General features: G+C 42.7%; 20 protein-coding genes, 8 tRNA genes and 3 rRNA genes. 9 read left to right on the top strand and 22 right to left on the bottom strand.

Features of this window, described 5'->3' with window-relative positions; genetic code table 11:
• Positions 1 to 81: 81 nt before the first annotated feature.
• The 15 genes from QNH17_RS00970 to QNH17_RS00900 all read right to left on the bottom strand — a co-directional run bounded on the left by QNH17_RS00970 (position 82) and on the right by QNH17_RS00900 (position 9016).
• Entirely contained in the window at positions 82 to 708 is a 627-nt protein-coding gene (locus tag QNH17_RS00970; RefSeq protein ID WP_283876986.1) for an anti-sigma factor family protein, read from the bottom strand.
• 18 nt (positions 709 to 726) lie between these two features.
• Positions 727 to 1290 (bottom strand): RNA polymerase sigma factor SigW, encoded by a 564-nt coding sequence (gene sigW, locus QNH17_RS00965; RefSeq protein ID WP_283876985.1) that lies wholly within the window; start codon positions 1288 to 1290, stop codon positions 727 to 729.
• A 176-nt stretch (positions 1291 to 1466) separates the two neighbouring features.
• Positions 1467 to 2363 carry an arginase gene (gene rocF / locus QNH17_RS00960; RefSeq protein ID WP_144556145.1) on the bottom strand — a complete coding sequence of 299 codons (897 nt, stop codon included), beginning with the start codon at positions 2361 to 2363 and terminating at the stop codon, positions 1467 to 1469.
• Positions 2364 to 2825: 462 nt separating this feature from the next.
• Positions 2826 to 2898 (bottom strand) — tRNA-Lys (locus tag QNH17_RS00955).
• Between the two features lie 2 nt (positions 2899 to 2900).
• Positions 2901 to 2975: transfer RNA gene (locus tag QNH17_RS00950), tRNA-Gln, on the bottom strand.
• A 48-nt stretch (positions 2976 to 3023) separates the two neighbouring features.
• Positions 3024 to 3108 (bottom strand) — tRNA-Tyr (locus QNH17_RS00945).
• 23 nt (positions 3109 to 3131) lie between these two features.
• A tRNA-Thr gene (locus tag QNH17_RS00940) sits at positions 3132 to 3204 on the bottom strand.
• Between the two features lie 23 nt (positions 3205 to 3227).
• Positions 3228 to 3303 (bottom strand) — tRNA-Val (locus QNH17_RS00935).
• A 12-nt stretch (positions 3304 to 3315) separates the two neighbouring features.
• Positions 3316 to 3387: transfer RNA gene (locus QNH17_RS00930), tRNA-Glu, on the bottom strand.
• A 21-nt stretch (positions 3388 to 3408) separates the two neighbouring features.
• A tRNA-Thr gene (locus QNH17_RS00925) sits at positions 3409 to 3481 on the bottom strand.
• A 26-nt stretch (positions 3482 to 3507) separates the two neighbouring features.
• Positions 3508 to 3582 (bottom strand) — tRNA-Asn (locus QNH17_RS00920).
• A 14-nt stretch (positions 3583 to 3596) separates the two neighbouring features.
• Positions 3597 to 3713, bottom strand: a 5S ribosomal RNA gene (gene rrf / locus QNH17_RS00915).
• A 126-nt stretch (positions 3714 to 3839) separates the two neighbouring features.
• Positions 3840 to 6774, bottom strand: a 23S ribosomal RNA gene (locus QNH17_RS00910).
• A 200-nt stretch (positions 6775 to 6974) separates the two neighbouring features.
• Positions 6975 to 8524, bottom strand: a 16S ribosomal RNA gene (locus tag QNH17_RS00905).
• The 16S, 23S and 5S rRNA genes sit together here with 8 tRNA genes alongside, the layout of an rRNA operon.
• Positions 8525 to 8785: 261 nt before the next feature.
• Complete coding sequence (locus QNH17_RS00900; protein WP_283876984.1) at positions 8786 to 9016, bottom strand: hypothetical protein; 231 nt, start codon at positions 9014 to 9016, stop codon at positions 8786 to 8788.
• Positions 9017 to 9153: 137 nt separating this feature from the next.
• Here QNH17_RS00900 and pdaB point away from each other — a divergent pair, with 137 nt between their 5' ends.
• Positions 9154 to 9906: a polysaccharide deacetylase family sporulation protein PdaB gene (gene pdaB, locus QNH17_RS00895; protein WP_283876983.1), complete on the top strand. Its 753-nt coding sequence runs from the start codon at positions 9154 to 9156 to the stop codon at positions 9904 to 9906.
• A gap of 22 nt (positions 9907 to 9928) precedes the next feature.
• Here the strand turns inward: pdaB and QNH17_RS00890 are convergent, their stop codons facing one another.
• Positions 9929 to 10609, bottom strand: coding sequence for a KinB-signaling pathway activation protein (locus QNH17_RS00890; protein WP_283876982.1), 681 nt, complete (start codon positions 10607 to 10609; stop codon positions 9929 to 9931).
• Between the two features lie 150 nt (positions 10610 to 10759).
• Here QNH17_RS00890 and gerD point away from each other — a divergent pair, with 150 nt between their 5' ends.
• Complete coding sequence (gerD, locus tag QNH17_RS00885) at positions 10760 to 11368, top strand: spore germination lipoprotein GerD (protein ID WP_283876981.1); 609 nt, start codon at positions 10760 to 10762, stop codon at positions 11366 to 11368.
• Positions 11369 to 11435: 67 nt separating this feature from the next.
• On the opposite strand, the gene QNH17_RS00880 is transcribed toward gerD, so the two are convergent.
• The 3 genes from QNH17_RS00880 to QNH17_RS00870 all read right to left on the bottom strand — a co-directional run bounded on the left by QNH17_RS00880 (position 11436) and on the right by QNH17_RS00870 (position 14223).
• On the bottom strand, positions 11436 to 12491 hold the full coding sequence (locus QNH17_RS00880; protein ID WP_283876980.1) for an Mrp/NBP35 family ATP-binding protein: 1056 nt from the start codon (positions 12489 to 12491) through the stop codon (positions 11436 to 11438).
• A 478-nt stretch (positions 12492 to 12969) separates the two neighbouring features.
• Positions 12970 to 13695, bottom strand: a complete 726-nt coding sequence (gene cwlD / locus QNH17_RS00875) for an N-acetylmuramoyl-L-alanine amidase CwlD (protein ID WP_283876979.1) — start codon at positions 13693 to 13695, stop codon at positions 12970 to 12972.
• Positions 13696 to 13779: 84 nt separating this feature from the next.
• Positions 13780 to 14223 (bottom strand): YbaK family protein, encoded by a 444-nt coding sequence (locus QNH17_RS00870; RefSeq protein ID WP_283876978.1) that lies wholly within the window; start codon positions 14221 to 14223, stop codon positions 13780 to 13782.
• A gap of 172 nt (positions 14224 to 14395) precedes the next feature.
• On the opposite strand from QNH17_RS00870, the gene QNH17_RS00865 reads away from it, so the two are divergent.
• From QNH17_RS00865 to QNH17_RS00835, 7 genes are all read left to right on the top strand, one after another.
• Positions 14396 to 15307, top strand: coding sequence for a nuclease-related domain-containing protein (locus tag QNH17_RS00865; RefSeq protein WP_283876977.1), 912 nt, complete (start codon positions 14396 to 14398; stop codon positions 15305 to 15307).
• 749 nt (positions 15308 to 16056) lie between these two features.
• Positions 16057 to 16773: an SDR family NAD(P)-dependent oxidoreductase gene (locus tag QNH17_RS00860; protein ID WP_283876976.1), complete on the top strand. Its 717-nt coding sequence runs from the start codon at positions 16057 to 16059 to the stop codon at positions 16771 to 16773.
• Positions 16773 to 17801, top strand: coding sequence for an S-adenosylmethionine:tRNA ribosyltransferase-isomerase (locus tag QNH17_RS00855; protein WP_283876975.1), 1029 nt, complete (start codon positions 16773 to 16775; stop codon positions 17799 to 17801). Before QNH17_RS00860 ends, QNH17_RS00855 begins: the two co-directional genes overlap by 1 nt.
• A gap of 18 nt (positions 17802 to 17819) precedes the next feature.
• Positions 17820 to 18167, top strand: a complete 348-nt coding sequence (locus QNH17_RS00850; protein ID WP_283876974.1) for a VOC family protein — start codon at positions 17820 to 17822, stop codon at positions 18165 to 18167.
• A 68-nt stretch (positions 18168 to 18235) separates the two neighbouring features.
• Entirely contained in the window at positions 18236 to 19348 is a 1113-nt protein-coding gene (locus QNH17_RS00845; protein WP_283876973.1) for a GAF domain-containing sensor histidine kinase, read from the top strand.
• A gap of 14 nt (positions 19349 to 19362) precedes the next feature.
• A complete protein-coding gene (locus QNH17_RS00840; RefSeq protein WP_283876972.1) occupies positions 19363 to 20004 on the top strand; it encodes a response regulator in 642 nt (213 codons plus the stop codon).
• Positions 20005 to 20133: 129 nt separating this feature from the next.
• Positions 20134 to 21234: a CotH kinase family protein gene (locus tag QNH17_RS00835; RefSeq protein ID WP_283879397.1), complete on the top strand. Its 1101-nt coding sequence runs from the start codon at positions 20134 to 20136 to the stop codon at positions 21232 to 21234.
• A gap of 86 nt (positions 21235 to 21320) precedes the next feature.
• Here QNH17_RS00835 and rpsI read toward each other — a convergent pair whose 3' ends face one another.
• The 3 genes from rpsI to truA form a co-directional block, all read right to left on the bottom strand.
• Positions 21321 to 21713 carry a 30S ribosomal protein S9 gene (rpsI, locus tag QNH17_RS00830; RefSeq protein WP_026565721.1) on the bottom strand — a complete coding sequence of 131 codons (393 nt, stop codon included), beginning with the start codon at positions 21711 to 21713 and terminating at the stop codon, positions 21321 to 21323.
• 20 nt (positions 21714 to 21733) lie between these two features.
• A complete protein-coding gene (gene rplM / locus QNH17_RS00825; RefSeq protein ID WP_026565722.1) occupies positions 21734 to 22171 on the bottom strand; it encodes a 50S ribosomal protein L13 in 438 nt (145 codons plus the stop codon).
• A 255-nt stretch (positions 22172 to 22426) separates the two neighbouring features.
• Positions 22427 to 23167, bottom strand: a complete 741-nt coding sequence (gene truA / locus QNH17_RS00820; protein WP_283876971.1) for a tRNA pseudouridine(38-40) synthase TruA — start codon at positions 23165 to 23167, stop codon at positions 22427 to 22429.
• Between the last annotated feature and the right edge of the window lie 9 nt (positions 23168 to 23176).

The following is a 23176-nucleotide window of genomic DNA, read 5'->3' as shown; positions in this document are numbered from 1 at the left end:
TATTATATCATAAATACCACTTGTACCTATTATATGTATCTCAGTAAAAAAACAAATCACTCAGCTAGAGTGATTTGTTTTTTATTTAGTTTCTGGTTGCTCTTCAAAAATTTGAACAACATCATGTGTAGTCTTTTTAATATGATACCAAATCCAATCAAACACTTCATTTACTTCATCAATTTGCCCCGTTACATGTCCTGCAGAAGCCAAATACTTTTCTCCATTTATGACGGTTACATCACCTTGGACTTCACCTTCAATTTTCAATTTGCCATTTCGGACGATGACATCGCCTTTGACCGTTTCACCTTTAGGAACGATAACCGTATTATTTTGAACGACTAAGTTTTTTTGCTTTGTAACAGAAAACTCGCGATCTTCATTCCAAGTAGAAAAGAGACTGCCCATCATTAATATGAAAAATAGTGATGCAGCTGCAAGCATGGGATGGTTTTTTACCCAGCGCTGCATCCAAATCTTTTTCTTCTCTTTTGGTAAACGCGCCAATACATTAGCGGTAAAATCATCAGGCGCTTGCATATATGAGACGCTTTTTACAAAAGCAATCGTCTTTTTTAATTCATTAAATAACGCTTCACAATCTTTACAACTTTGGAGGTGTTCTCTTAGGGTTCGTTCATGTTCGGGTGTAATTTCTTCATCTAAGTATTCATGCATTAGTTCGATGATTTGCTCTGGACACATTGACAGTTTCACCTCTTATCATACATATCGTAATTGTTGTCTTAGTGCTTCCCGGCCCCGGTGAATTCTTGTTTTAACTGTTCCCAGGGGTAAATCAAGAATTTCACTAATTTCATGTAAGGATAGTTCTTCCATATATTTCAAAACAATTGCTGACCGATATTTGTCAGGCAGTTTTAAGATCTCTTTCTGAACGGTTTCCTGCAGTTCCAAACTTTCCAACTCTGTCTCCGGCAGCGGGGTGTTGGAAGGGATCTGTGAGTACATGGTTAAGCCGTCTGTCCCTGCAACTTCAGCATCTAAATAATGATCTGGTTTCTTTTTACGCATTCGGTCAATACACAGGTTGGTGGCAATCCTGAACAGCCAGGTAGAAAATTTCAAATCTTGGTTAAAGGATTTGATATTAACATAGGCACGGATAAAAGCTTCCTGTGCGATATCCTCTGCTTCATGTCGATTTCCAAGCATGCGAAAACAAAGTTGATAAATACTGTTTTTATATAATTCAACAATTTCACCAAAGGCATCTTGATCACCCTTGATTACTTGTTTTATTCTCTTTTTTACTATTGCATCCATTAAGTTACTCAGCTCCATTGCTGCTAACCGATAATACGTATCGATTACAGAAAAGTTTCGTTTAAAAACGAAAAAATTTTACAACACCTTTAATATTAACAAAAATCTCCTAAAAGGTTTAATAATAAGCTGAAAATAAAAAAACAGCCGCACAGATTATGTGCAGCTGTTTTCGTTTATAATAATTTTTCCCCGAATAATGAGCCCATTAGCTCAACAGCTACTTTAGCTGTTTTATTTTTTTCATCTAAAATAGGATTTACTTCAACGAATTCAGCGGAGGTAATAATTTTTGCCTCTTCTAACATCTCCATGGCAAGATGGCTTTCACGGTAACTAATCCCACCAATAACTGGTGTGCCTACTCCTGGTGCATCATTTGGATCTAAACCATCTAGATCAAGTGATAGATGAACACCATCTGTCTTATCCTTAAGGTAGGCGATCGTTTCTTCCATTACTGCGGCCATCCCCATCCGGTCTATTTCATGCATAGTATATACTTTGATACCTATTTCTTTAATTAACTCTTTTTCTCCATCATCCAGCGCTCTTGCACCAATAATAACTACATTCTCGGGTTTTACTTTTGGTCCATAACCGCCTATCTCGGTTAACATGCTGTGCCCTAACCCGAGACTGACAGCAAGAGGCATTCCATGGATATTTCCTGATGGACTTGTTTCTGCAGTATTTAGATCGCCATGGGCATCGTACCAGATTACTCCAAGATTTTTATAATGTTTAGATACACCTGCCAAAGTACCAATTGCGATACTATGATCCCCGCCAAGAACGAGTGGGAATGCACCAGACTCTACAGCTGCATCTACCTTTTCAGCAAGTAAGGCACTTTTTTCGGCAACTAAATCTAAATTTCGTAAATTGGATTCTTTATCAACTACAACTTCTGGTCTTCCAATTGGAATATCCCCTAAATCATGTATTTCATCAAATAGCGGCTTTAGGCGTTCAACAACCCCAGCATAACGGATCGCACTTGGCCCCATATCCACCCCGCGTCTCATTTGTCCTAAATCCATCGGCATACCAATAATCGAAAGCTTGTTCATATAAATTCCTCCTAACCCAATATGATTCTATTTTAACCGCTTTCATACCGATGACTCAACTCGACAAAATTATGTATGAATATACGGAACAAAAGGAGTAAGCGCCCGTTTAGCGGCGTATGGACTGGAGCGCTCCAACCGAGATAAAGGAAAGCAGAAATGCGGAAGCGCCTTGCTCAGGGGCGACAGTCATAAGACGAGCCGGCGAGAAGGTTGCTCTTTAACCTTCTTGACGGATTGGCTTATGACCCCGAGGCCCTAGGCGCTGGAGCTAGACAACACGAAGAGCGGAGCGCATTCGTGCTTGACTTATCGTAGGGCGGAGAGCGAAGTACACTAGCCGCTGGGCGCTGGAGCTGGATTCAGAGAACTATTTCAATTCATTCACAATTAATTATTTATTATTTCCTGAACAAAAAAAAACTTTGGAAAATCATCCAAAGTTTTTTACTCTTTTTAATATGAGCCATGAAGGACTCGAACCTTCGACCCTCTGATTAAAAGTCAGATGCTCTACCAACTGAGCTAATGGCTCTCTGGCTGGGCTAGCTGGATTTGAACCAACGCATGTCGCAGTCAAAGTGCGATGCCTTACCGCTTGGCTATAGCCCAATAATGATGTGATAATAAATAGTATGTCCAATTTTTTTAAAAATATAATGGTGGAGGGGGACGGATTCGAACCGCCGAACCCGGAGGGAGCGGATTTACAGTCCGCCGCGTTTAGCCACTTCGCTACCCCTCCATATTAAATTTAAAAAAAGAAAGTGCCGGCGAGAGGACTTGAACCCCCAACCTACTGATTACAAGTCAGTTGCTCTACCAATTGAGCTACCCCGGCATATGGTTTACATAATAAAATTATGGTGGAGGATGACGGGATCGAACCGCCGACCCTCTGCTTGTAAGGCAGATGCTCTCCCAGCTGAGCTAATCCTCCGAATATAAATGATGACCCCTACGGGACTCGAACCCGTGTTACCTCCGTGAAAGGGAGGTGTCTTAACCGCTTGACCAAGGGGCCGTACTATTATTAAATTAGGTAAGCTTCCAAGCGGGCTCGAACCGCTGACCTCTTCCTTACCATGGAAGTGCTCTACCTACTGAGCTATGGAAGCACAGCTAAACTTAGTTTACATAAAAATGGCTCCGCAGGTAGGACTCGAACCTACGACCGATCGGTTAACAGCCGATAGCTCTACCACTGAGCTACTGCGGAACATTAATATTACAGCCTGGCAACGTCCTACTCTCACAGGGACGCGTGTCCCAACTACCATCGGCGCTGAGAAGCTTAACTTCCGTGTTCGGTATGGGAACGGGTGTGACCTTCTCGCCATAATTGCCAGACCATATTTTCGACACTATTTAATTATAATGTCTTTTTTATATTTTTCAAGAGGAAAATTAATTTTTTTCATTCCCTCAAAACTAGATAATGAAGAAGAAGTTTGTAAACTTTGAGTTCACCTTAAAATGGTTAAGTCCTCGAACGATTAGTATCAGTCAGCTCCACATGTTACCACGCTTCCACCTCTGACCTATCAACCTGATCATCTTTCAGGGTTCTTACTAGCTTGCGCTATGGGAAATCTCATCTTGAGGGGGGCTTCATGCTTAGATGCTTTCAGCACTTATCCCGTCCGCACATAGCTACCCAGCGATGCTCTTGGCAGAACAACTGGTACACCAGCGGTGCGTCCATCCCGGTCCTCTCGTACTAAGGACAGCTCCTCTCAAATTTCCTGCGCCCACGACGGATAGGGACCGAACTGTCTCACGACGTTCTGAACCCAGCTCGCGTACCGCTTTAATGGGCGAACAGCCCAACCCTTGGGACCGACTACAGCCCCAGGATGCGATGAGCCGACATCGAGGTGCCAAACCTCCCCGTCGATGTGGACTCTTGGGGGAGATAAGCCTGTTATCCCCGGGGTAGCTTTTATCCGTTGAGCGATGGCCCTTCCATGCGGAACCACCGGATCACTAAGCCCGACTTTCGTCCCTGCTCGACTTGTAGGTCTCGCAGTCAAGCTCCCTTGTGCCTTTACACTCTGCGAATGATTTCCAACCATTCTGAGGGAACCTTTGGGCGCCTCCGTTACTTTTTAGGAGGCGACCGCCCCAGTCAAACTGCCCACCTGACACTGTCTCCCACCCCGATCAGGGGTGCGGGTTAGAATTTCAATACAGCCAGGGTAGTATCCCACCGACGCCTCCACCGAAGCTAGCGCTCCGGCTTCTCAGGCTCCTACCTATCCTGTACAAGCTGTACCAAAATTCAATATCAGGCTACAGTAAAGCTCCACGGGGTCTTTCCGTCCTGTCGCGGGTAACCTGCATCTTCACAGGTACTATAATTTCACCGAGTCTCTCGTTGAGACAGTGCCCAGATCGTTACGCCTTTCGTGCGGGTCGGAACTTACCCGACAAGGAATTTCGCTACCTTAGGACCGTTATAGTTACGGCCGCCGTTTACTGGGGCTTCGATTCAGAGCTTCGCTTGCGCTAACCCCTCCTCTTAACCTTCCAGCACCGGGCAGGCGTCAGCCCCTATACTTCGCCTTGCGGCTTCGCAGAGACCTGTGTTTTTGCTAAACAGTCGCCTGGGCCTATTCACTGCGGCTCTTCGAGGCTATTCACCTCAAAAAGCACCCCTTCTCCCGAAGTTACGGGGTCATTTTGCCGAGTTCCTTAACGAGAGTTCTCTCGCTCACCTTAGGATTCTCTCCTCGCCTACCTGTGTCGGTTTGCGGTACGGGCACCTTTTATCTCGCTAGAGGCTTTTCTTGGCAGTGTGGAATCAGGAACTTCGGTACTAAATTTCCCTCGCTATCACAGCTCAGCCTTCGCGAGAGGCGGATTTGCCTACCTCTCAGCCTAACTGCTTAGACGCGCATATCCAACAGCGCGCTTACCCTATCCTCCTGCGTCCCCCCATTGCTCAAACGATAAAGAGGTGGTACAGGAATATCAACCTGTTATCCATCGCCTACGCCTTTCGGCCTCGGCTTAGGTCCCGACTAACCCTGAGCGGACGAGCCTTCCTCAGGAAACCTTAGGCATTCGGTGGATGAGATTCTCACTCATCTTTCGCTACTCATACCGGCATTCTCACTTCTAAGCGCTCCACCAGTCCTTACGGTCTAGCTTCAACGCCCTTAGAACGCTCTCCTACCACTGACATCAAAGATGTCAATCCACAGCTTCGGTGATACGTTTAGCCCCGGTACATTTTCGGCGCAGAGTCACTCGACCAGTGAGCTATTACGCACTCTTTAAATGGTGGCTGCTTCTAAGCCAACATCCTGGTTGTCTAAGCAACTCCACATCCTTTTCCACTTAACGTATACTTTGGGACCTTAGCTGGTGGTCTGGGCTGTTTCCCTTTTGACTACGGATCTTATCACTCGCAGTCTGACTCCCACGGATAAGTCTTTGGCATTCGGAGTTTGTCTGAATTCGGTAACCCGATGAGGGCCCCTAGTCCAAACAGTGCTCTACCTCCAAGACTCTTACTACGTGAGGCTAGCCCTAAAGCTATTTCGGAGAGAACCAGCTATCTCCAAGTTCGATTGGAATTTCTCCGCTACCCACACCTCATCCCCGCACTTTTCAACGTGCGTGGGTTCGGGCCTCCATCCAGTGTTACCTGGACTTCACCCTGGACATGGGTAGATCACCTGGTTTCGGGTCTACGACCACATACTCATACGCCCTATTCAGACTCGCTTTCGCTGCGGCTCCGTCTCTTCAACTTAACCTTGCATGGGATCGTAACTCGCCGGTTCATTCTACAAAAGGCACGCCATCACCCATGAACGGGCTCTGACTACTTGTAGGCACACGGTTTCAGGAACTATTTCACTCCCCTTCCGGGGTGCTTTTCACCTTTCCCTCACGGTACTGGTTCACTATCGGTCACTAGGGAGTATTTAGCCTTGGGAGATGGTCCTCCCTGCTTCCGACCGGATTTCACGTGTCCGGCCGTACTCAGGATCCACTCAGGAGGGAACGAAGTTTCGACTACAGGGTTTTTACCTTCTCTGACGGACCTTTCCAGGTCGCTTCATCTACCCCGTTCCTTTGTAACTCCATGTTGAGTGTCCTACAACCCCAAGAGGCAAGCCTCTTGGTTTGGGCTATGTCCCGTTTCGCTCGCCGCTACTCAGGGAATCGCGTTTGCTTTCTCTTCCTCCGGGTACTTAGATGTTTCAGTTCCCCGGGTATGCCATCAATACCCTATGTATTCAGGTAAAGATACTGTTCCATTACGAACAGTGGGTTCCCCCATTCGGAAATCTCCGGATCAAAGCTTACTTACAGCTCCCCGAAGCATATCGGTGTTAGTCCCGTCCTTCATCGGCTCCTAGTGCCAAGGCATTCACCGTGCGCCCTTTCTAACTTAACCTAAAAGGTTTATAACTCTTAATTTGAATAAGAGAGAAAAACTAAAATGGCGATTACTCGATGTTTACTTTGCTTCTTCATTACGATTATCTAGTTTTCAAAGAACGATTGGTTTGAGAGAATTGCACTCTCAAAACTAAACAAACAAAGATCGATGCACAAACTGTTTTGTCTGGCTCACAGGTCCAGCTTTATCCTTAGAAAGGAGGTGATCCAGCCGCACCTTCCGATACGGCTACCTTGTTACGACTTCACCCCAATCATCTGTCCCACCTTAGGCGGCTGGCTCCTTACGGTTACCCCACCGACTTCGGGTGTTACAAACTCTCGTGGTGTGACGGGCGGTGTGTACAAGGCCCGGGAACGTATTCACCGCGGCATGCTGATCCGCGATTACTAGCGATTCCGGCTTCATGCAGGCGAGTTGCAGCCTGCAATCCGAACTGAGAATGGTTTTATGGGATTGGCTAAACCTCGCGGTCTTGCAGCCCTTTGTACCATCCATTGTAGCACGTGTGTAGCCCAGGTCATAAGGGGCATGATGATTTGACGTCATCCCCACCTTCCTCCGGTTTGTCACCGGCAGTCACCTTAGAGTGCCCAACTGAATGCTGGCAACTAAGATCAAGGGTTGCGCTCGTTGCGGGACTTAACCCAACATCTCACGACACGAGCTGACGACAACCATGCACCACCTGTCACTCTGTCCCCCGAAGGGGAAAATCCTATCTCTAGGAGTGTCAGAGGATGTCAAGACCTGGTAAGGTTCTTCGCGTTGCTTCGAATTAAACCACATGCTCCACCGCTTGTGCGGGCCCCCGTCAATTCCTTTGAGTTTCAGCCTTGCGGCCGTACTCCCCAGGCGGAGTGCTTAATGCGTTAGCTGCAGCACTAAAGGGCGGAAACCCTCTAACACTTAGCACTCATCGTTTACGGCGTGGACTACCAGGGTATCTAATCCTGTTTGCTCCCCACGCTTTCGCGCCTCAGCGTCAGTTACAGACCAGAAAGCCGCCTTCGCCACTGGTGTTCCTCCACATCTCTACGCATTTCACCGCTACACGTGGAATTCCGCTTTCCTCTTCTGCACTCAAGTCCCCCAGTTTCCAATGACCCTCCACGGTTGAGCCGTGGGCTTTCACATCAGACTTAAAGGACCGCCTGCGCGCGCTTTACGCCCAATAATTCCGGACAACGCTTGCCACCTACGTATTACCGCGGCTGCTGGCACGTAGTTAGCCGTGGCTTTCTGGTTAGGTACCGTCAAGGTACCGGCAGTTACTCCGGTACTTGTTCTTCCCTAACAACAGAGCTTTACGACCCGAAGGCCTTCATCGCTCACGCGGCGTTGCTCCATCAGACTTTCGTCCATTGTGGAAGATTCCCTACTGCTGCCTCCCGTAGGAGTCTGGGCCGTGTCTCAGTCCCAGTGTGGCCGATCACCCTCTCAGGTCGGCTACGCATCGTCGCCTTGGTGAGCCGTTACCTCACCAACTAGCTAATGCGCCGCGGGCCCATCTGTAAGTGTCAGCCGAAACCGACTTTCAGCTTTTCCTCATGAGAGGAAAAGGATTATCCGGTATTAGCACCGGTTTCCCGGTGTTATCCCAGTCTTACAGGCAGGTTGCCCACGTGTTACTCACCCGTCCGCCGCTAACCAACAGGAGCAAGCTCCTATTGATTCGCTCGACTTGCATGTATTAGGCACGCCGCCAGCGTTCGTCCTGAGCCAGGATCAAACTCTCCAAGAAAGTTGATTAGCTCATTTGTTACGTTGGCTTAGCTTCTTTAAAAGAAACTAAAATTTATTGTTTGTTTGCACGATTTTGTTTGTTTAGTTTTCAAAGAACAATTTGTTCAATCGCTCAAAAGCGACTTTATTAATATATCATCCACAAAACATAATGTCAACAACTTTTTTGAAGTTTTTTTATGTCAGCAGCGACGTTTATTAATATACCAAGATACTTATTTATTGTCAACGGTTCTTGCACAAAAAAATGATTTTTTCCTTACCCCTTTTTCCTATCCTTCTTTCCTCTTCTCATATACTTAAGACAATCATGTGGAGATGCCACCCTGCGAAAAAGGGTAAACAATACTTTATATCTTTCTTCCATTGCTCTCTTTACTATATGATCGATACGATCATCTCTTAAATCAAAAAGGATTTCATCCATCTCTCTTTTAATAAGGTATTCCATTTCTTTTACTTCTTTTTCGTTTATTAGAAGTCCAAACATTGAATAACCTCCAGCGATTTATCTAGTTATTGTAGTAATTTCCAATTATTGAGATTTTATTAAAAGATTTTCTAATCATATTTAAAAAAAAGTCCGCATAGGTTGAGACAAGGACAGTATTGGACGAGGTGGGGACGATGAAATTCTTTTTTGTATTTAATGGGAAGTCTTTGAAGAGCATTTCACTTATTTTAATTGCAGCATTCTTTACTGCATGGTTTCTCTACATGGAGAACCTTACACAAATTCCTGTCTTTTCAGCAAAGGATGGTCCGAAAGCCATTTATAGAGGGGAAAAGGGTCTTGCACTTACTTTTAATATCGGTTGGGGCGATGAAAAGGCAGAGCCTATTTTAGATACCTTAAAGAAGGAAAATGTAAAAGCAGCTACTTTCTTCTTAGCTGGTTCCTGGGCCGAGCGACACCCTGACATTGTTAACCGCATCATAAAGGATGGCTATGAAATTGGTATTCTTGGTTACGAATACAAAGACTATCGTGACTTAGAAGATGTAAAAATTGGCCAAGATATCTCAAAAGCACAAGAAGCCTTCCGGAAACTAAATGTGAAAGATATTAAATTACTACGCGCTCCAACCGGTCATTTTGATGAGCGGACTTTAAAAATTGCCAAAAGATATGGATATACAGTAGTCCATTGGAGTGTAGATTCAAAAGACTGGAATAATCCCGGGATCCCAGTCATTGTCAAAAATGTGGATAAAGCAGACAAAGGCGATATTGTTCTACTTCATGCTTCCGATTCAGCAAAACAAACGGCCAAAGCATTGCCGTTGATTTTAAAGGATATTCGCCAAAAAGGGTTTAAGCTTGTTTCCGTTTCAGAAATGATCGCTAACGGTGAGGCCAGTTCAAAAGAAATTAGATAAACAGAAAAAAACCGTCCAACTTTTATATGGACGGTTTTTTTGTCTTTTTCTTATTTAAAGGTTTATTATTTTGGGCTTGGCTTGCCCTCTTTTGTCTTTCCTGCTGTGATTGCAGGTTTAATTTATGCAAAATCAAAAGCTGATAAGCATTACATGCTATTAATGCAAACATCATGAGGTAAAGCCAGCTGTGTTCATTTACACGAAGGACTGGTACCCACTCAACTAATGTAACCACAATCATAAAGAACAAGGCAGGAATAAACGCATCCCGATTGGTCTGTTTAACTTTATACCACGCTGCCGCCAACGCAGCTGCCAACAGGATGATAGCTGGACCAAAGTACGGGAGAACAGAATCACTCGGGTCAGCAAAATTTTCGTATCGCAAATACACTAAATCAAATAAACCAAAAAGAATAAGAACAATTTGAACAGCATTCCACAATGAAACAGATTTAAAGATCCCTAAACCAAAGCGGTGAACTGTTAAATATGCAAAAAAGCCCATTTGGCTAATGACACTAAACAAAAAGCCCATGACAATTAACCAAATTAATGTGGACAAAATATCAATGAGTTTAAATTCAGTAAAATAGGGCTCAAATTCATTCCAGCGAACAATAAAGCCCACAATAGCCGTTGTGAGTCCGCCCACTAATAATGTGTTTAAAAATAATTTTACCCAATTACGGCTTGTCACACTATAAACCTCCAAAATACAAAAATAATCAACATTATGATTGTACCAAGCCAAATTTGAAAAATCCATAATTTATAATTCCATACGAATAATCTTTCACAAGTTACAACATGCTAAACTTAAGGATTTTTATGTGAAAGGGGCTTATTAATGAAAGCAAAAAGCATATTGTGCCTCCTGCCCATCTTGGTGTTCTTGACAAGCTGTTCTTCCAATGAATCCAGCGGCGGAGGGCAAGTTGATTACGAACAAACGAAAAAGATGGTTGTTGATATTCTTAAAACGGATGATGGGAAGAAAGCACTCCAAGAAGTAATGTCAAGTGATGGCATGAAGGAAAAACTGGTAATGGATCAAAAAGTAGTCTCTGATACGATCCAGCAAACTCTCACATCAGATAAAGCAAAAGATTATTGGAAAGAAACATTTAGTGATCCTAAATTCGCACAAAGCGTTTCAAAAAACTTGAAGGCTGAAAACAAAAAATTACTGAAGGAATTAATGAATGACCCCGAATATAGAGGAATGATGATTGAGGTTTTTAAAGAGCCGGAAATTCAAAAAGAGATGGCAGATGCATTAAAAAGTAAAGAGTACCGGTCTCATCTTCAGAAAGTTATAACAGAAACAGTAGATAGTCCCTTGTTTAAAGCAAAAATACAAGAATTACTCTTAAAGGCAGCAGAAGAAGCGAATAGCAAATCCGCTAGTAAAAGCCAAGGTTCCGACGGCGGCACTAAAACCGACACAGGGAGCTGAGGTAAATTATTTATCTAAAAAAGAGAAGCCTTTTCCAGCAGGGAAGGGCTTCTCTTTTTGCATCAATTTATTTTTTAAGTAAGGCAGTTACTTTTTCAGCGATTTCTAAATAAATTTTTCCAGTCTGATGATCTTCTTGATAGATCGATGGAGCAAAGTCTTCGTCATTCCAATCCGGCTGGTTAAGTGGCAAACGGCCAAGAACTTCAGTATTCAATTCCTCCGCTAATTTATCGCCGCCGCCTTGGCCAAATACGTATTCCTTTTCACCGGTCACTTTACTTTCAAAGTATGCCATGTTCTCAATGACACCAAGGACTTCATGGTCAGTTTTCAGTGCCATTGCACCAGCACGTGCTGCAACAAAGGCTGCTGTTGGATGCGGAGTAGTAACAATAATTTCTTTACATGCCGGCAGCATAGTATGAACGTCTAAAGCCACATCCCCAGTACCTGGCGGCAAATCTAATAATAGATAGTCGATATCGCCCCACTCTACTTCACTAAAGAAGCTGTTTAACATTTTCCCTAACATTGGTCCACGCCAAATAATTGGCGAATTGTCTTCAACAAAGAAGCCCATGGAAATGACTTGAACGCCAAAACGTTCTACAGGGATAATCTTTTCTCCTCTGACTACAGGTCTTTGTGTAATTCCCATCATATCAGGCACACTAAATCCATAGATATCGGCATCAATTAAGCCAACCTTTTTGCCTAGGCGTGCAAGAGCGACAGCAAGGTTCACTGACACAGTTGATTTACCAACACCGCCTTTTCCACTTGCAATCGCAATGAAGGTTGTTTTATTTGAATGAAGTAAGTTTGTATCATTACTTTCTGGTTCCGCATGGCGATGAGCAGCTAAAACTTCTTCAGGGAGTTCGCTAAAGCGGATTCCAACCGTTGCTGCCCCAGCTTCTTTTAGCAAATTAACAATTTGTGTTTGTAATTGGAGCTGCTCCGCCGTACCAGTTTTCGCGATTGCCACTTTTACGCTGACATGGTTTTTTTCTTCTTTGATTTTTATTTCCACAATAGCATTTAATTCAGCTAATGTTTTATGTAAAAATGGTTCTTTCAGGCTGCCAAGAACCTCATAGATTCTTTCCTCTGTTAACATAAAAAGCACCTCACATTTTGAATTCGTTTCCATCTCTCAGTATATCATAACCAAGTTAAGAAACAGTTAAATGAATCACACGTATTTTTAATTAGTTATCCGCTTTATTTAAGAAAAGCGCAAGCCCCCTGGTCAGCGGCGTATGGCCTCCTCAAAAGAGCTAACGCTCTATCTTCGTGCGATGCTTATGCTGCCGAAGCCTCCCTTGTGGAGCGCTCCAACTGAGATAAAGGAAAGCAGAAATGCGGAAGCGCCTTGCCCAGGGGCGACAGGCATAAGAGGAGCCGGCGAGAAGGTTGCTCTTTAACCTTCTTGACGGATTGGCTTATGACCCCGAGCCCCTAGGCGCTGGAGCTAGACATCACGAAGAGCCGGAGGCGATTTGATGTTGACTTATCGTAGGGCGGAGAGCGAAGGACACTAGCCGCTAGGGGGTTGGAGCTAGACATTCAAAAAAATAGAAGGTGATTTCTCACCCTCAATACTCTGGTTCGACTAGTTCTTTTTCATTCGTGTAATATCGAGTGATTCCTTGATAGATGGAAATGGCTACTTTCTCCTGATAAGAATCCTTTTTTAACTTTTCTTTTTCAGCAGGGTTGGACAAAAAGCCAACTTCAACTAAAACACCTGGTTTCTTCGCATTTTTTAAGATATAGACATTATTAATGGGTTTCGCTCTACGCGTCGTGTTCTTTAAATTTGTCCGCAGCTCATCTTGGATAAACTTGGCTGCCTCTGCATTCTCCTTATATTGTGGTGCATAGAAGGTTTGAGCCCCGCTCCACCTCGAAGAAGGAATGGCATTTAAATGAATACTGACAAAAAAGTCATTATCGCCCTCATTGATCATTTTTAGTCTTGTTTTTAAATCTTCTACTTTTCTTCGACTATAGCCCCTTGTATCAGGTGCTGCTAAATCGGTATCTGTTTCTCTGGTCATAATGACAAGGGCTCCCTGCATTTGCAAGTAATCCCGGACTTTTTTTGTAATCTCTAAGGCAATGTCTTTTTCTAAAGTTTGACCCGTTCCTGCACCGCCATCTGGCCCGCCGTGGCCCGGGTCAAGTAAAATGATTTTTCCCGACAATGGAAGATTCCACGCATTCAACGAGTCATCCTCAGCAAAGTCGTACTGTAAAACGAAAAATAAGACAAATAAGCCTACTATAAAACTAATTATTTTCAGTCTTCGCTTCGACACCCCAATCATTCCTTCCCGCTCGTCCCTATTCTCTAAACTATATGGGACAAAGGGGGGATTTAGAACAGGAAGAAATGCCAGACCTTAGTGCAGACGGAGCTTGTGGCGTCTTTGTCCTTTTTCAAAGCCCTCTCTCCACCAGATATGGATATACTGCTCACATAGGTAATAAAGTGATTCACTCATGGCGCCTTCTTCACCGCTTCCCCAATAAAGGAAAAAGTTATATAACGTATCAATAAGGTGTTTTTCTTCTCGGTAGCAGCGTTTTCGAACATCATCAAGGTTTTCGCCATGATAACCAAACTTGCTATATTTTGCTCCCAATAAAAAGGCTTCAAGGGCAATGTCATAGCATGCTTCTTCAATTCCTGTATTCATGATGAGGCTGGAAACAATTTTTGTTGAACCAAAGTATTGTTGGACTCGTTCTTTTAATGTATTGATCGAAAGTTCCCGGAGAACTGATCGTTCATATTTTATTTGTTTTTCCCGTTTTTTTTCCTTAAAGGTCGTAATTACTGTCACTACTTTTCACCTCTTAGAACTATTCTTTATCTAGGGTTCAGAAGAAATGCAAAGTTTTAAGTTGCCAATTTTTATCGGGTGGATCTCTAAATTGTTAACAAAGAATTCAAACCATTATTATGTTGTTTTTTGTAAAATAAGAGATGGAGTGTTTTAGGAAAGGAAGTGGCTCATGCCGCATTATAAGTCTCGTGTGAGGTCAAAGGAATTACGAGTTCTGAGTTTATTGAATGTACGAATGGATTTATCTTTAAAGGACAAGCAGCGACTTGCTTACCTTGAAAAGGGATACCAGGGGGAAGTGTTTTTTGACCAGTTAACTTCGAAGTTACAAAATGATTTATACATATTAAATGATTTAGGCCTTGAGCAAAACAAATCTTTTTTTCAAATTGATACACTTATTATTTCTCAACATACGATTTATCCATATGAAATTAAAAACTTTGAGGGGGATTATCGGTATGAATCAGGAAATTTCTATCCCAAATCATCAAAGGATGAAATTAGTAATCCTTTACATCAATTAAAACGAAGTAAGTTGCACCTTCGTCCCTTACTTAAAGATCTTGGCTTTCACTTACCTATTGAAGGCGACGTAACCTTTGTAAACCCCAATTTCACCTTATATCAAGCCCCATTAAAAGAGCCAATAATTCACCCCACTCAACTGAACAGTCTGATGAAAAGATTAAATGAAATTCCATCAAAACTAACAAACCGCCATAAAACGCTTGCTGATCAACTAATCTCATTGCACCAAACTGACAATCCCTTTACCCGTTTTCCCCCTTATAACTTTGGTCACCTGAAAAAGGGGATTATATGTGGAATGTGCCACTCGCTGATCATTTCTGGTGGAGAGAAGATGATGATTGTCTGTGGTACATGCGGGCACATGGAAAAAGTCGATTCTGCTGTCTTACGGTGTGTGGAGGAATTGGTGTTGCTTTTTCCTGGTATCAAAATTACAACTAATCTGGTCTTTGAATGGTGTGGGTTTGGGTCTAAAAAGACAATACGAAGAGTACTTATCCAGAACTATAATTCAATTGGACAGCGACATTATAGGTATTTTGAATGAACTGTATTGATTAAATACGTATGCAGTTCAGATAATGTGAAGCCTTTTCATTTCTTGTGGAGGCGCTTTGTATTATTGGGTATTTTCTCCTTTAATCGGTAAATCGGGACCTCTTTCATTTACCGCAGAGACCCTTTTTGACTTCTCTCGGTAAATCGGGACCTCTTTCATTTACCACAGAGGCCTTTTTTGACTTCTCTCGGTAAATCGGGACCTCTTTCATTTACCACAGAGGCCTTTTTTGACTTCTCTCGGTAAATCGGGACCTCCTTCATTTACCACAGAGACCCTTTTTGACTTCTCTCGGTAAATCGGGACCTCTTTCATTTACCACAGAGGCCCTTTTTGACTTCTCTCGGTAAATCGGGACCTCTTTCATTTACCACAGAGACCCTTTTTGACTTCTCTCGGTAAATCGGGACCTCTTTCATTTACCGCAGTGGCCCTTTTTGACTTCTTTCGGTAAATCGGGACCTCTTTCATTTACCACAGAGACCCTTTTTGACTTCTCTCGGTAAATCGGGACCTCCTTCATTTACCGCAGAGACCCTTTTTGACTTCTCTCGGTAAATCGAACCCCCCCATTTACCGCAGAGACTCTTTTTGACTTCTCTCGGTAAATCGAGATCTCCTTCATTTACGCCTTTTCTCATCCTAAAGTTGTAGTAAAACTTCAAGCTTTTTTCCGAAGGCTGATTTTCCAGAACCCTGTATGCTTAAGACATCAAGAAACAAAGGGAGAGATCAATATGAATAATAAAGTTGTGATGATTACGGGGGCGTCAAAGGGATTGGGCAGAGCATTGACGCTGGCTTTTGCAAAGGAAGGAGCTAAACTGGCAATCTGCTCAAGGACACCAGAAAAGCTCTTAAAAGTGAAAGAAGAAGCTCAAAAATTAGGTGCTGAGGTTCTCGCGGTTACCGCGGATATTTCCAGATCACGGGATGTGGAACGATTCATCGCGATGACAGAGGAGGCATTTGGCCACATTGATGTCCTCATTAATAATGCATCTATCCTAGGCCCTAGCCCAATGCCTTTACTTCTCGATTACCCAGAAGAAGATTTTGCGGAAGTGCTGCGAGTAAATGCTGTTTCCCCATTCCTTGTGACAAGAAGGGTCATTCCGGGCATGCTTGAGCGGAACGAAGGATCAATTATCAATGTAACTTCTGAAGCCGGTCATACGGGCTATGCAGGATGGGGTGCATACGGAATTTCCAAGTTTGCCGTGGAAGGCCTCACCCAGACATGGGCAGATGAATTAAAAGACACAAATATAAGAGTAAACATGGTCGATCCCGGTGAAATGGACACTGACATGCATCAATCGGCCGTCCCCGACTGCGATTATCCATTAGCTAAGCCGGAAGATGTCATCGGAATTTTTCTTTATCTGGCATCAGACAAGGCAACGGCAATTAACGGCAAGCGCTTTGAGGCCCAAGCAGAGGGGGAATTGTGATGGCAACAAGAGCATTAGATTTTCACCTGCCTAATGAATTAAATGCTTCCCTTCCCCCTGAAAAACGCGGCATACGAAGGGATCATGTCCGGATGATGGTTCTCGACCGGTCTACGGGAGAAATCAAGCATGACCATTTTTTCCACTTAGCAGATTATCTCCAGTCCGGGGACCTGCTCATTGCCAATAACAGTCGAACCATCCCCGCGGTCTTACAGGCCAAATGGATACGAAACAAGAATTCCGTCATCCCCCATGTAGAAGTACGGCTGGCTAGGCGATGCCGCCAAGATATATGGGAAGCATTAATTATTGCCGCTCCAGTCAAACCGGGTGATATGCTCGAATTTTCACCAGACTTGTCCGCAATGGTAATTGCCGAAAAAGGAAATTCCCCATTAAAAATCATTGAATTTACGAAAAAAGGTACGGAATTATTTAATATGATATATGCCCTCGGCGAGCCAATCCGTTATGAATATATCGACGAGCCATGGGGCCTCGATTACTATCAAACCGTTTTTGCCAGTCACCCCGGTTCCGTAGAAATGCCCTCAGCAGGCAGAGCTTTTAGCTGGGAGTTAATTTTCAAATTGAAGCGGCTGAACATCCAGCTGGACTTTATCCAATTGCACACTGGATTAAGCTATTTACTGGATGATGACTATCATCAGTCACCTAAAGAAAATGTCGAGGAGTACCATATTTCTAAACAAACGATGGAACGAATTCTCCAGACTAAGGCCAATGGGAACCGAGTCATTGCGGTTGGAACCACCGTAGTTCGTGCTCTTGAAAGTGCAGCCAAAAGTGGAGTCCTCTCGGGCACAACCGATCTCTACATCGACCAGCAATATCCCTTAAAACTAGCCGACGGCATCATTACAGGTCTTCATGAACCTCAAGCGAGTCACCTTGATATGCTTTCCGCCTTTGTATCAGAACAGCATTTGCTCCAAGCATATAATCAGGCAATCAAAGCGGGCTATTTATGGCATGAGTTTGGAGATATGAATTTAATCTTATAATCCGAGGAGGCTCCAAACATGCGATTCCACCATTATGGCCTTGAAGTCAATAATCTCGAAGAGTCTGTAGCTTTTTACAAAAAGCACTTAGGGCTTCAAGAAGAATGCCGAATCTTTTTCATGGGGGAAATAATTGTGTTCCTTACTGCCGGTAATTTCAGGCTGGAACTGATCTCTAATCGTCATGAAGAAAAACATGCTCATTTATGCTTTGAAGTAAATGATCTAAATGAAGTCATCGACCAGTTTAATGGCAATCGAAAAATTGAAGGTCCTTACAAGTTAACAAACGGATGGGAGACCCTTTTTTATGAAGGGCCAAATAATGAAGTTATTGAGTTTCTACAAGCAAAGCCTGATCTATGACTTTTTAACGTCATACTTCCATCCATAAGCTATAATTACAGTAAATGCAGACAGTGGAGGGGAATAGAATGTCTGAGGAGAATAAAGATATTGGCATTTTAAAAGAAATCGCTGAGTTATTAAACGAAGGAACGGATACAAAAGACATTTTAACTGGAGTGCTGAAAAAACTCCTCCAAGTAACGGGTTTACAAACTGGATGGATTTTTTTAATGGATGAGCAAGGTACCCATCACCTTGCAGCCGACGACTCTCTGCCCCCTGCTTTGGCAGCTAACCAAAAAGAAAGAATGTGCCAGGGTGGGTGTTGGTGCGTCAATAAATACAACAATAAAAAATTAACTAAAGCAACGAACATTATGGAATGCAAGCGAATTGAAGAAGCAATCGAAGAACATGCTGGTGAAACTTGCGGGCTGACCCATCATGCCACCGTCCCGCTAGGAGCTGGAAAGGAACGATTTGGGATTTTAAATGTTGGTTCGCCTTATAAGACACATTTCAACAAGAATGAACTTGCTTTACTTGAAGCTGTTGCCTATCAAATCGGCACAGCGTTAAAGAGAATTAAACTTACCCAGCGGGAACAGGAAACCGCACTTGTTGCGGAGCGAAATCGGCTGGCAAGGGATCTTCATGATTCCGTAAATCAACTGTTATTTTCCCTCAGTTTAACAGCAAGGGCAGGAGTGGAAATGACTGAACAAGAAGATGTGAAACATACGTTTGGATATATTAAGGACTTAGCTCAGGAAGCGCTTGGGGAGATGCGAGCATTGATATGGCAGCTGCGGCCGCTTGGGCTAGAGAATGGCATCGTAAGCTCCTTGAGAAGTTATGCTGAAATGCTTGGCCTAACCATTCATACCGAGGTTACAGGAGTAGCGTGCATTCCTGGAAAGGTCGAGGAAGCTTTGTGGCGCACCGGTCAGGAGGCGTTAGCTAATTGTAAGAAGCATTCCCAGATCACTGAGGTTAACTTGATATTCCATGCCGCTAAGGACCAAGTTGTGATGGTCATTAAGGATCAAGGCTGTGGCTTCCATTTTAAAGAAAATGTAGAAATTCCCACGCTCGGACTTAAAAATATGAGAACGCGGACAGAATCACTTAACGGACAATTTTTAATAAAGAGTAACCTTGGAAGCGGGACAGAGATAGAAATCCGCATTCCTTTTTAGAGAGGAGAATTCACATGAGTATAAGGATCCTAATCGTTGATGACCATCATGTCGTTAGAAGAGGCCTGGTCTTTTTTCTTCGAACACAAAAAGACCTTGAAATTATCGGGGAAGCCGCTAATGGCAGAGAAGCAATTGAACAGGCCCAATTATTAAAACCTGATATTATCTTAATGGATCTCATCATGCCGGAAATGGACGGAATCCAGGCAACAAAAATTATAAAAGAAAAGCTGCCGGAAATTAAAATCATGATGTTAACCAGTTTTTCCGATCAAGATCATGTCATCCCTGCGCTCGAAGCCGGTGCTTCTGGATTCCAATTAAAAGATATCCAGCCTGATGAACTGGTCACATCGATTAAAAAAATCATTAGCGGAGAAAACCAGCTGCACCCAAAGGCTACCTCGCATTTACTGGCCAATCTGTCGAATAAAAGTAAGCAAGCAAAGAACTTACTCGAGGAATTAACGAAAAGAGAGTTAGATGTGTTAAAAGAAATAGCGAAAGGAAAAAGCAATAAAGAAATTGCTGCCGCATTATTTATTACCGAGAAAACGGTTAAAACTCACGTATCGAACCTTTTATCAAAACTAGAGCTTGCCGACCGGACACAGGCCGCTCTTTATGCAGTGAAAAACCAACTAGTCAACTAATGCGGATGTGAAGAAGAACTCACATCCGTTTTGTTTAAAAAATTAAATTGCAATGAATTGAGCAATATCTTTATCATTTTATACACGCCTTTAATAGGATGAATTAAGCTTATTAAGGATGTGTTTTTTATGGAACAAATGCCCTACCAAATTCAAACTTATTTTTTAGAAATAAAAAAAGCTGATCTAAAAGATCTTAGGAAAGATATTTGGAGCGATATCCCTGTTCCTGCCTGTTTACAGGTGGGTAATACCCGCTACAATGTTGAGATTTGCTACCGAGGTTCATATACCCGGGAATTCCGTAAAAAGTCATATATGATCAAGTTCATGGAACCAAAAACAGTTTCTGATGCCCATATCCTTCACCTTAATGCAGAATACAGAGATCCCTCACTCTTCCGTAACAAACTTTCTCTCGACTTTTTTCAAGACATTGGTGTCTTATCGCCAGATAGTCAACATATCAATTTAGTAAGAAACGGCTCTTTAAAAGGGGTGTATCTAAAATTAGAATCCGTGGATGAAATGTTCTTGAAAAGAAGAGGACTCCCTTTAGGTCCAATTTTTTATGCCGTAGGAAGTGGTGCCAACTTTTCACTGTATAAAAAGAATGGCAAGCGTAAGGCTTCTCTTACTTCAGGCTACCAAAAAGCCTTTGGGAATGAATCCGATTATAAATATCTCATTGAACTAGTAAAAAAAGTCAATAACACACCACTCTCTGACTTTCCCCGGATCATTTTCAATCTCATTGACACAAAAAAATACGCACAGTGGCTGGCAGGCGCAGTCTGCACCATGAATAACGATGGATTTACCCATAACTATGCCCTTTATCGTAACAGCAACACAGAGCAATTTGAAATCATTCCTTGGGATTATGATGGCACTTGGGGCCGGAAAATTAGCGGCAGTATTATGAAGTATAATTATGTTCCTATTGGCGGCAAAGAAACCAACCAACTTTCTTTTCTTCTTCTGCAAGTACCTGAGTTTCGTAAACTTTACAGAAACATATTAGAAGAACTCTTGGAAACTAAGTTCACAGTTCCTTATTTAACAAATAAAGTTACTTCCATGCATCAAGCATTAAGGCCACATATCCTGCAAGATCCATTCAAAAAAAAGGATATCGAAATATTTGATGGGGAACCGGAAGTAATTTTTCAATTCATTCGTGACAGAACTGCCTATCTGAAAAAGAGACTGAAGTATTTAAATTCATAACTAGGTTGGTTATATTGGAAAAACATAACCACAAGCAAAAAAAGACTCCCAAACCAAAAGGTTTGAGAGTCTTTGATACGTAAAAATTAACGTTTTGAGAACTGAGGCGCACGACGAGCACCTTTAAGACCGTATTTCTTACGTTCTTTCATACGTGGATCACGAGTTAATAATCCAGCGCGTTTTAATGTTGGACGGAATTCAGGGTCAGCTTGTAATAATGCACGAGCAACACCATGACGAATTGCTCCAGCTTGACCAGTGTATCCACCACCGCTTACGTTTACTAGAACATCGTAGCTTCCAACAGTTTCAGTAGCTACTAATGGTTGTCTTACAACAACACGTAACGCTTCAAATGGGATATAATCTTCGATTTCACGACCATTAACAATAATTTTACCTGTGCCTGGTACTAAACGCACACGTGCGACAGAACTCTTACGGCGACCTGTACCGATATATTGAACTTGTGCCAAGTTAATTCCCTCCCTCTTTATTAACCGCGAAGTTCGTAAACTTCAGGTTGTTGTGCTTGGTGCGGATGTTCGCTGCCAGCATAAACGTGTAATTTTTTGATCATTTGACGGCCAAGAGAATTCTTTGGAAGCATACCTTTAACAGCAAGCTCGATCATTTTCTCAGCATAGTTAGTACGCATTTCTAGAGCTGTTCTTTGTTTTAAACCACCTGGGTGATTTGTGTGACGGTAGTAAATCTTGTCAGTTAATTTCTTACCAGTAAGTTCTACTTTAGAAGCGTTAAGAATGATTACATTATCACCAGTGTCAACATGTGGTGTAAAAGTTGGTTTGTTTTTACCACGTAAAATTGATGCTACTTCAGAAGCAAGACGTCCAAGAGTTTTGCCCTCAGCATCAATTACGTACCATTTACGCTCGATAGTGTTGGCATTTGCCATAAACGTTGTACGCATGAGTTTCCCTCCTAATTTAAATCCATAAAGATTATGAGTTTCGCACTTTTATAAAGCTGTCAGTATTCATTCTGTTCCGGGAATGAACGTCTTAAGCCCTTGTGCGCTTAGTTTCAATTCATATATTTTCAATCACGATGAAGACTTTCCGGGGCTTTATCGTGGTATTAAAAACACACACATATAATATAATAAATACTTCGGGTCTATATGTCAAGAAAATGTTACACCAGGTTGTGTTGTATTAAAAATTTTTTATTCATAATATACTTCCCAAAGGTATAAACCATGTCCAGGAGCAGTTTTACCAGCGAGCGCTCGGTCTTTCTGCTCCAAAATAATTGGTATATCCTCAGGGCTGCGATCACCTGAACCAACTTCTAATAAAGTTCCCACTAAAATGCGAACCATATTATACAAAAAGCCATTTCCAACAAAACGGATCGTCAATAACTCATTCTCTAGTGAAAAGTCAATCGCTTTAATCGTTCGGACTTTATCTTCCACTTCAGTTCTTGCGGCACAAAAACTAGTAAAGTCATGGGTACCTAGGAAAAAATTACTTGCCTGTTCCATCGAATTCAAATCTAAAACATATGGATATTGATAAGCAAATTTCCGCAAAAAGGGATCCCTATTTGAAGATAAATGAAGCTTGTAGCGGTATTCCTTCCCTTTTGCGTCAAAACGGGCATGAAACGAATCATCCATCGTAACAGTAGACAGGACAGAAATATCATCTGGAAGGAGTGAATTTAACGCTCTTCCCCATTTTTCCTCCGGAATATGGAGCGGTGAATCAAAATGAACGACCTGTCCTTTTGCATGTACACCCGCATCTGTCCGTCCAGAAGCGAAAACCTTCATTGGTTCACCCTTATGCATTTTTGTTAACACAGATTCTAAAACAGACTGCACAGTCCGCTTATTTGGCTGGATCTGATAACCGGAAAATCCTGAACCATCATAGGAAATGATACATTTATACCTTGGCATAGCTTCGCT

Source organism: Neobacillus sp. SuZ13 (assembly GCF_030123365.1).
Classification (GTDB): Bacteria; Bacillota; Bacilli; order Bacillales; family Cytobacillaceae; genus Neobacillus.
This window is presented reverse-complemented; position numbering and strand designations above follow the sequence as displayed.

Excerpts from the sequence above, each read along its gene's own strand:
- QNH17_RS00970 (WP_283876986.1), bottom strand. The coding sequence starts at position 708 with ATGTGTCCAGAGCAAATCATCGAACTAATGCATGAATACTTAGATGAA.
- sigW (WP_283876985.1), bottom strand. The coding sequence starts at position 1,290 with ATGGATGCAATAGTAAAAAAGAGAATAAAACAAGTAATCAAGGGTGAT.
- rocF (WP_144556145.1), bottom strand. The coding sequence starts at position 2,363 with ATGAACAAGCTTTCGATTATTGGTATGCCGATGGATTTAGGACAAATG.
- QNH17_RS00900 (WP_283876984.1), bottom strand. The coding sequence starts at position 9,016 with ATGTTTGGACTTCTAATAAACGAAAAAGAAGTAAAAGAAATGGAATAC.
- pdaB (WP_283876983.1), top strand. The coding sequence starts at position 9,154 with ATGAAATTCTTTTTTGTATTTAATGGGAAGTCTTTGAAGAGCATTTCA.
- gerD (WP_283876981.1), top strand. The coding sequence starts at position 10,760 with ATGAAAGCAAAAAGCATATTGTGCCTCCTGCCCATCTTGGTGTTCTTG.
- QNH17_RS00880 (WP_283876980.1), bottom strand. The coding sequence starts at position 12,491 with ATGTTAACAGAGGAAAGAATCTATGAGGTTCTTGGCAGCCTGAAAGAA.
- QNH17_RS00865 (WP_283876977.1), top strand. The coding sequence starts at position 14,396 with ATGCCGCATTATAAGTCTCGTGTGAGGTCAAAGGAATTACGAGTTCTG.
- QNH17_RS00860 (WP_283876976.1), top strand. The coding sequence starts at position 16,057 with ATGAATAATAAAGTTGTGATGATTACGGGGGCGTCAAAGGGATTGGGC.
- QNH17_RS00855 (WP_283876975.1), top strand. The coding sequence starts at position 16,773 with ATGGCAACAAGAGCATTAGATTTTCACCTGCCTAATGAATTAAATGCT.
- QNH17_RS00850 (WP_283876974.1), top strand. The coding sequence starts at position 17,820 with ATGCGATTCCACCATTATGGCCTTGAAGTCAATAATCTCGAAGAGTCT.
- QNH17_RS00845 (WP_283876973.1), top strand. The coding sequence starts at position 18,236 with ATGTCTGAGGAGAATAAAGATATTGGCATTTTAAAAGAAATCGCTGAG.
- QNH17_RS00840 (WP_283876972.1), top strand. The coding sequence starts at position 19,363 with ATGAGTATAAGGATCCTAATCGTTGATGACCATCATGTCGTTAGAAGA.
- QNH17_RS00835 (WP_283879397.1), top strand. The coding sequence starts at position 20,134 with ATGGAACAAATGCCCTACCAAATTCAAACTTATTTTTTAGAAATAAAA.
- rplM (WP_026565722.1), bottom strand. The coding sequence starts at position 22,171 with ATGCGTACAACGTTTATGGCAAATGCCAACACTATCGAGCGTAAATGG.
- truA (WP_283876971.1), bottom strand. The coding sequence starts at position 23,167 with ATGCCAAGGTATAAATGTATCATTTCCTATGATGGTTCAGGATTTTCC.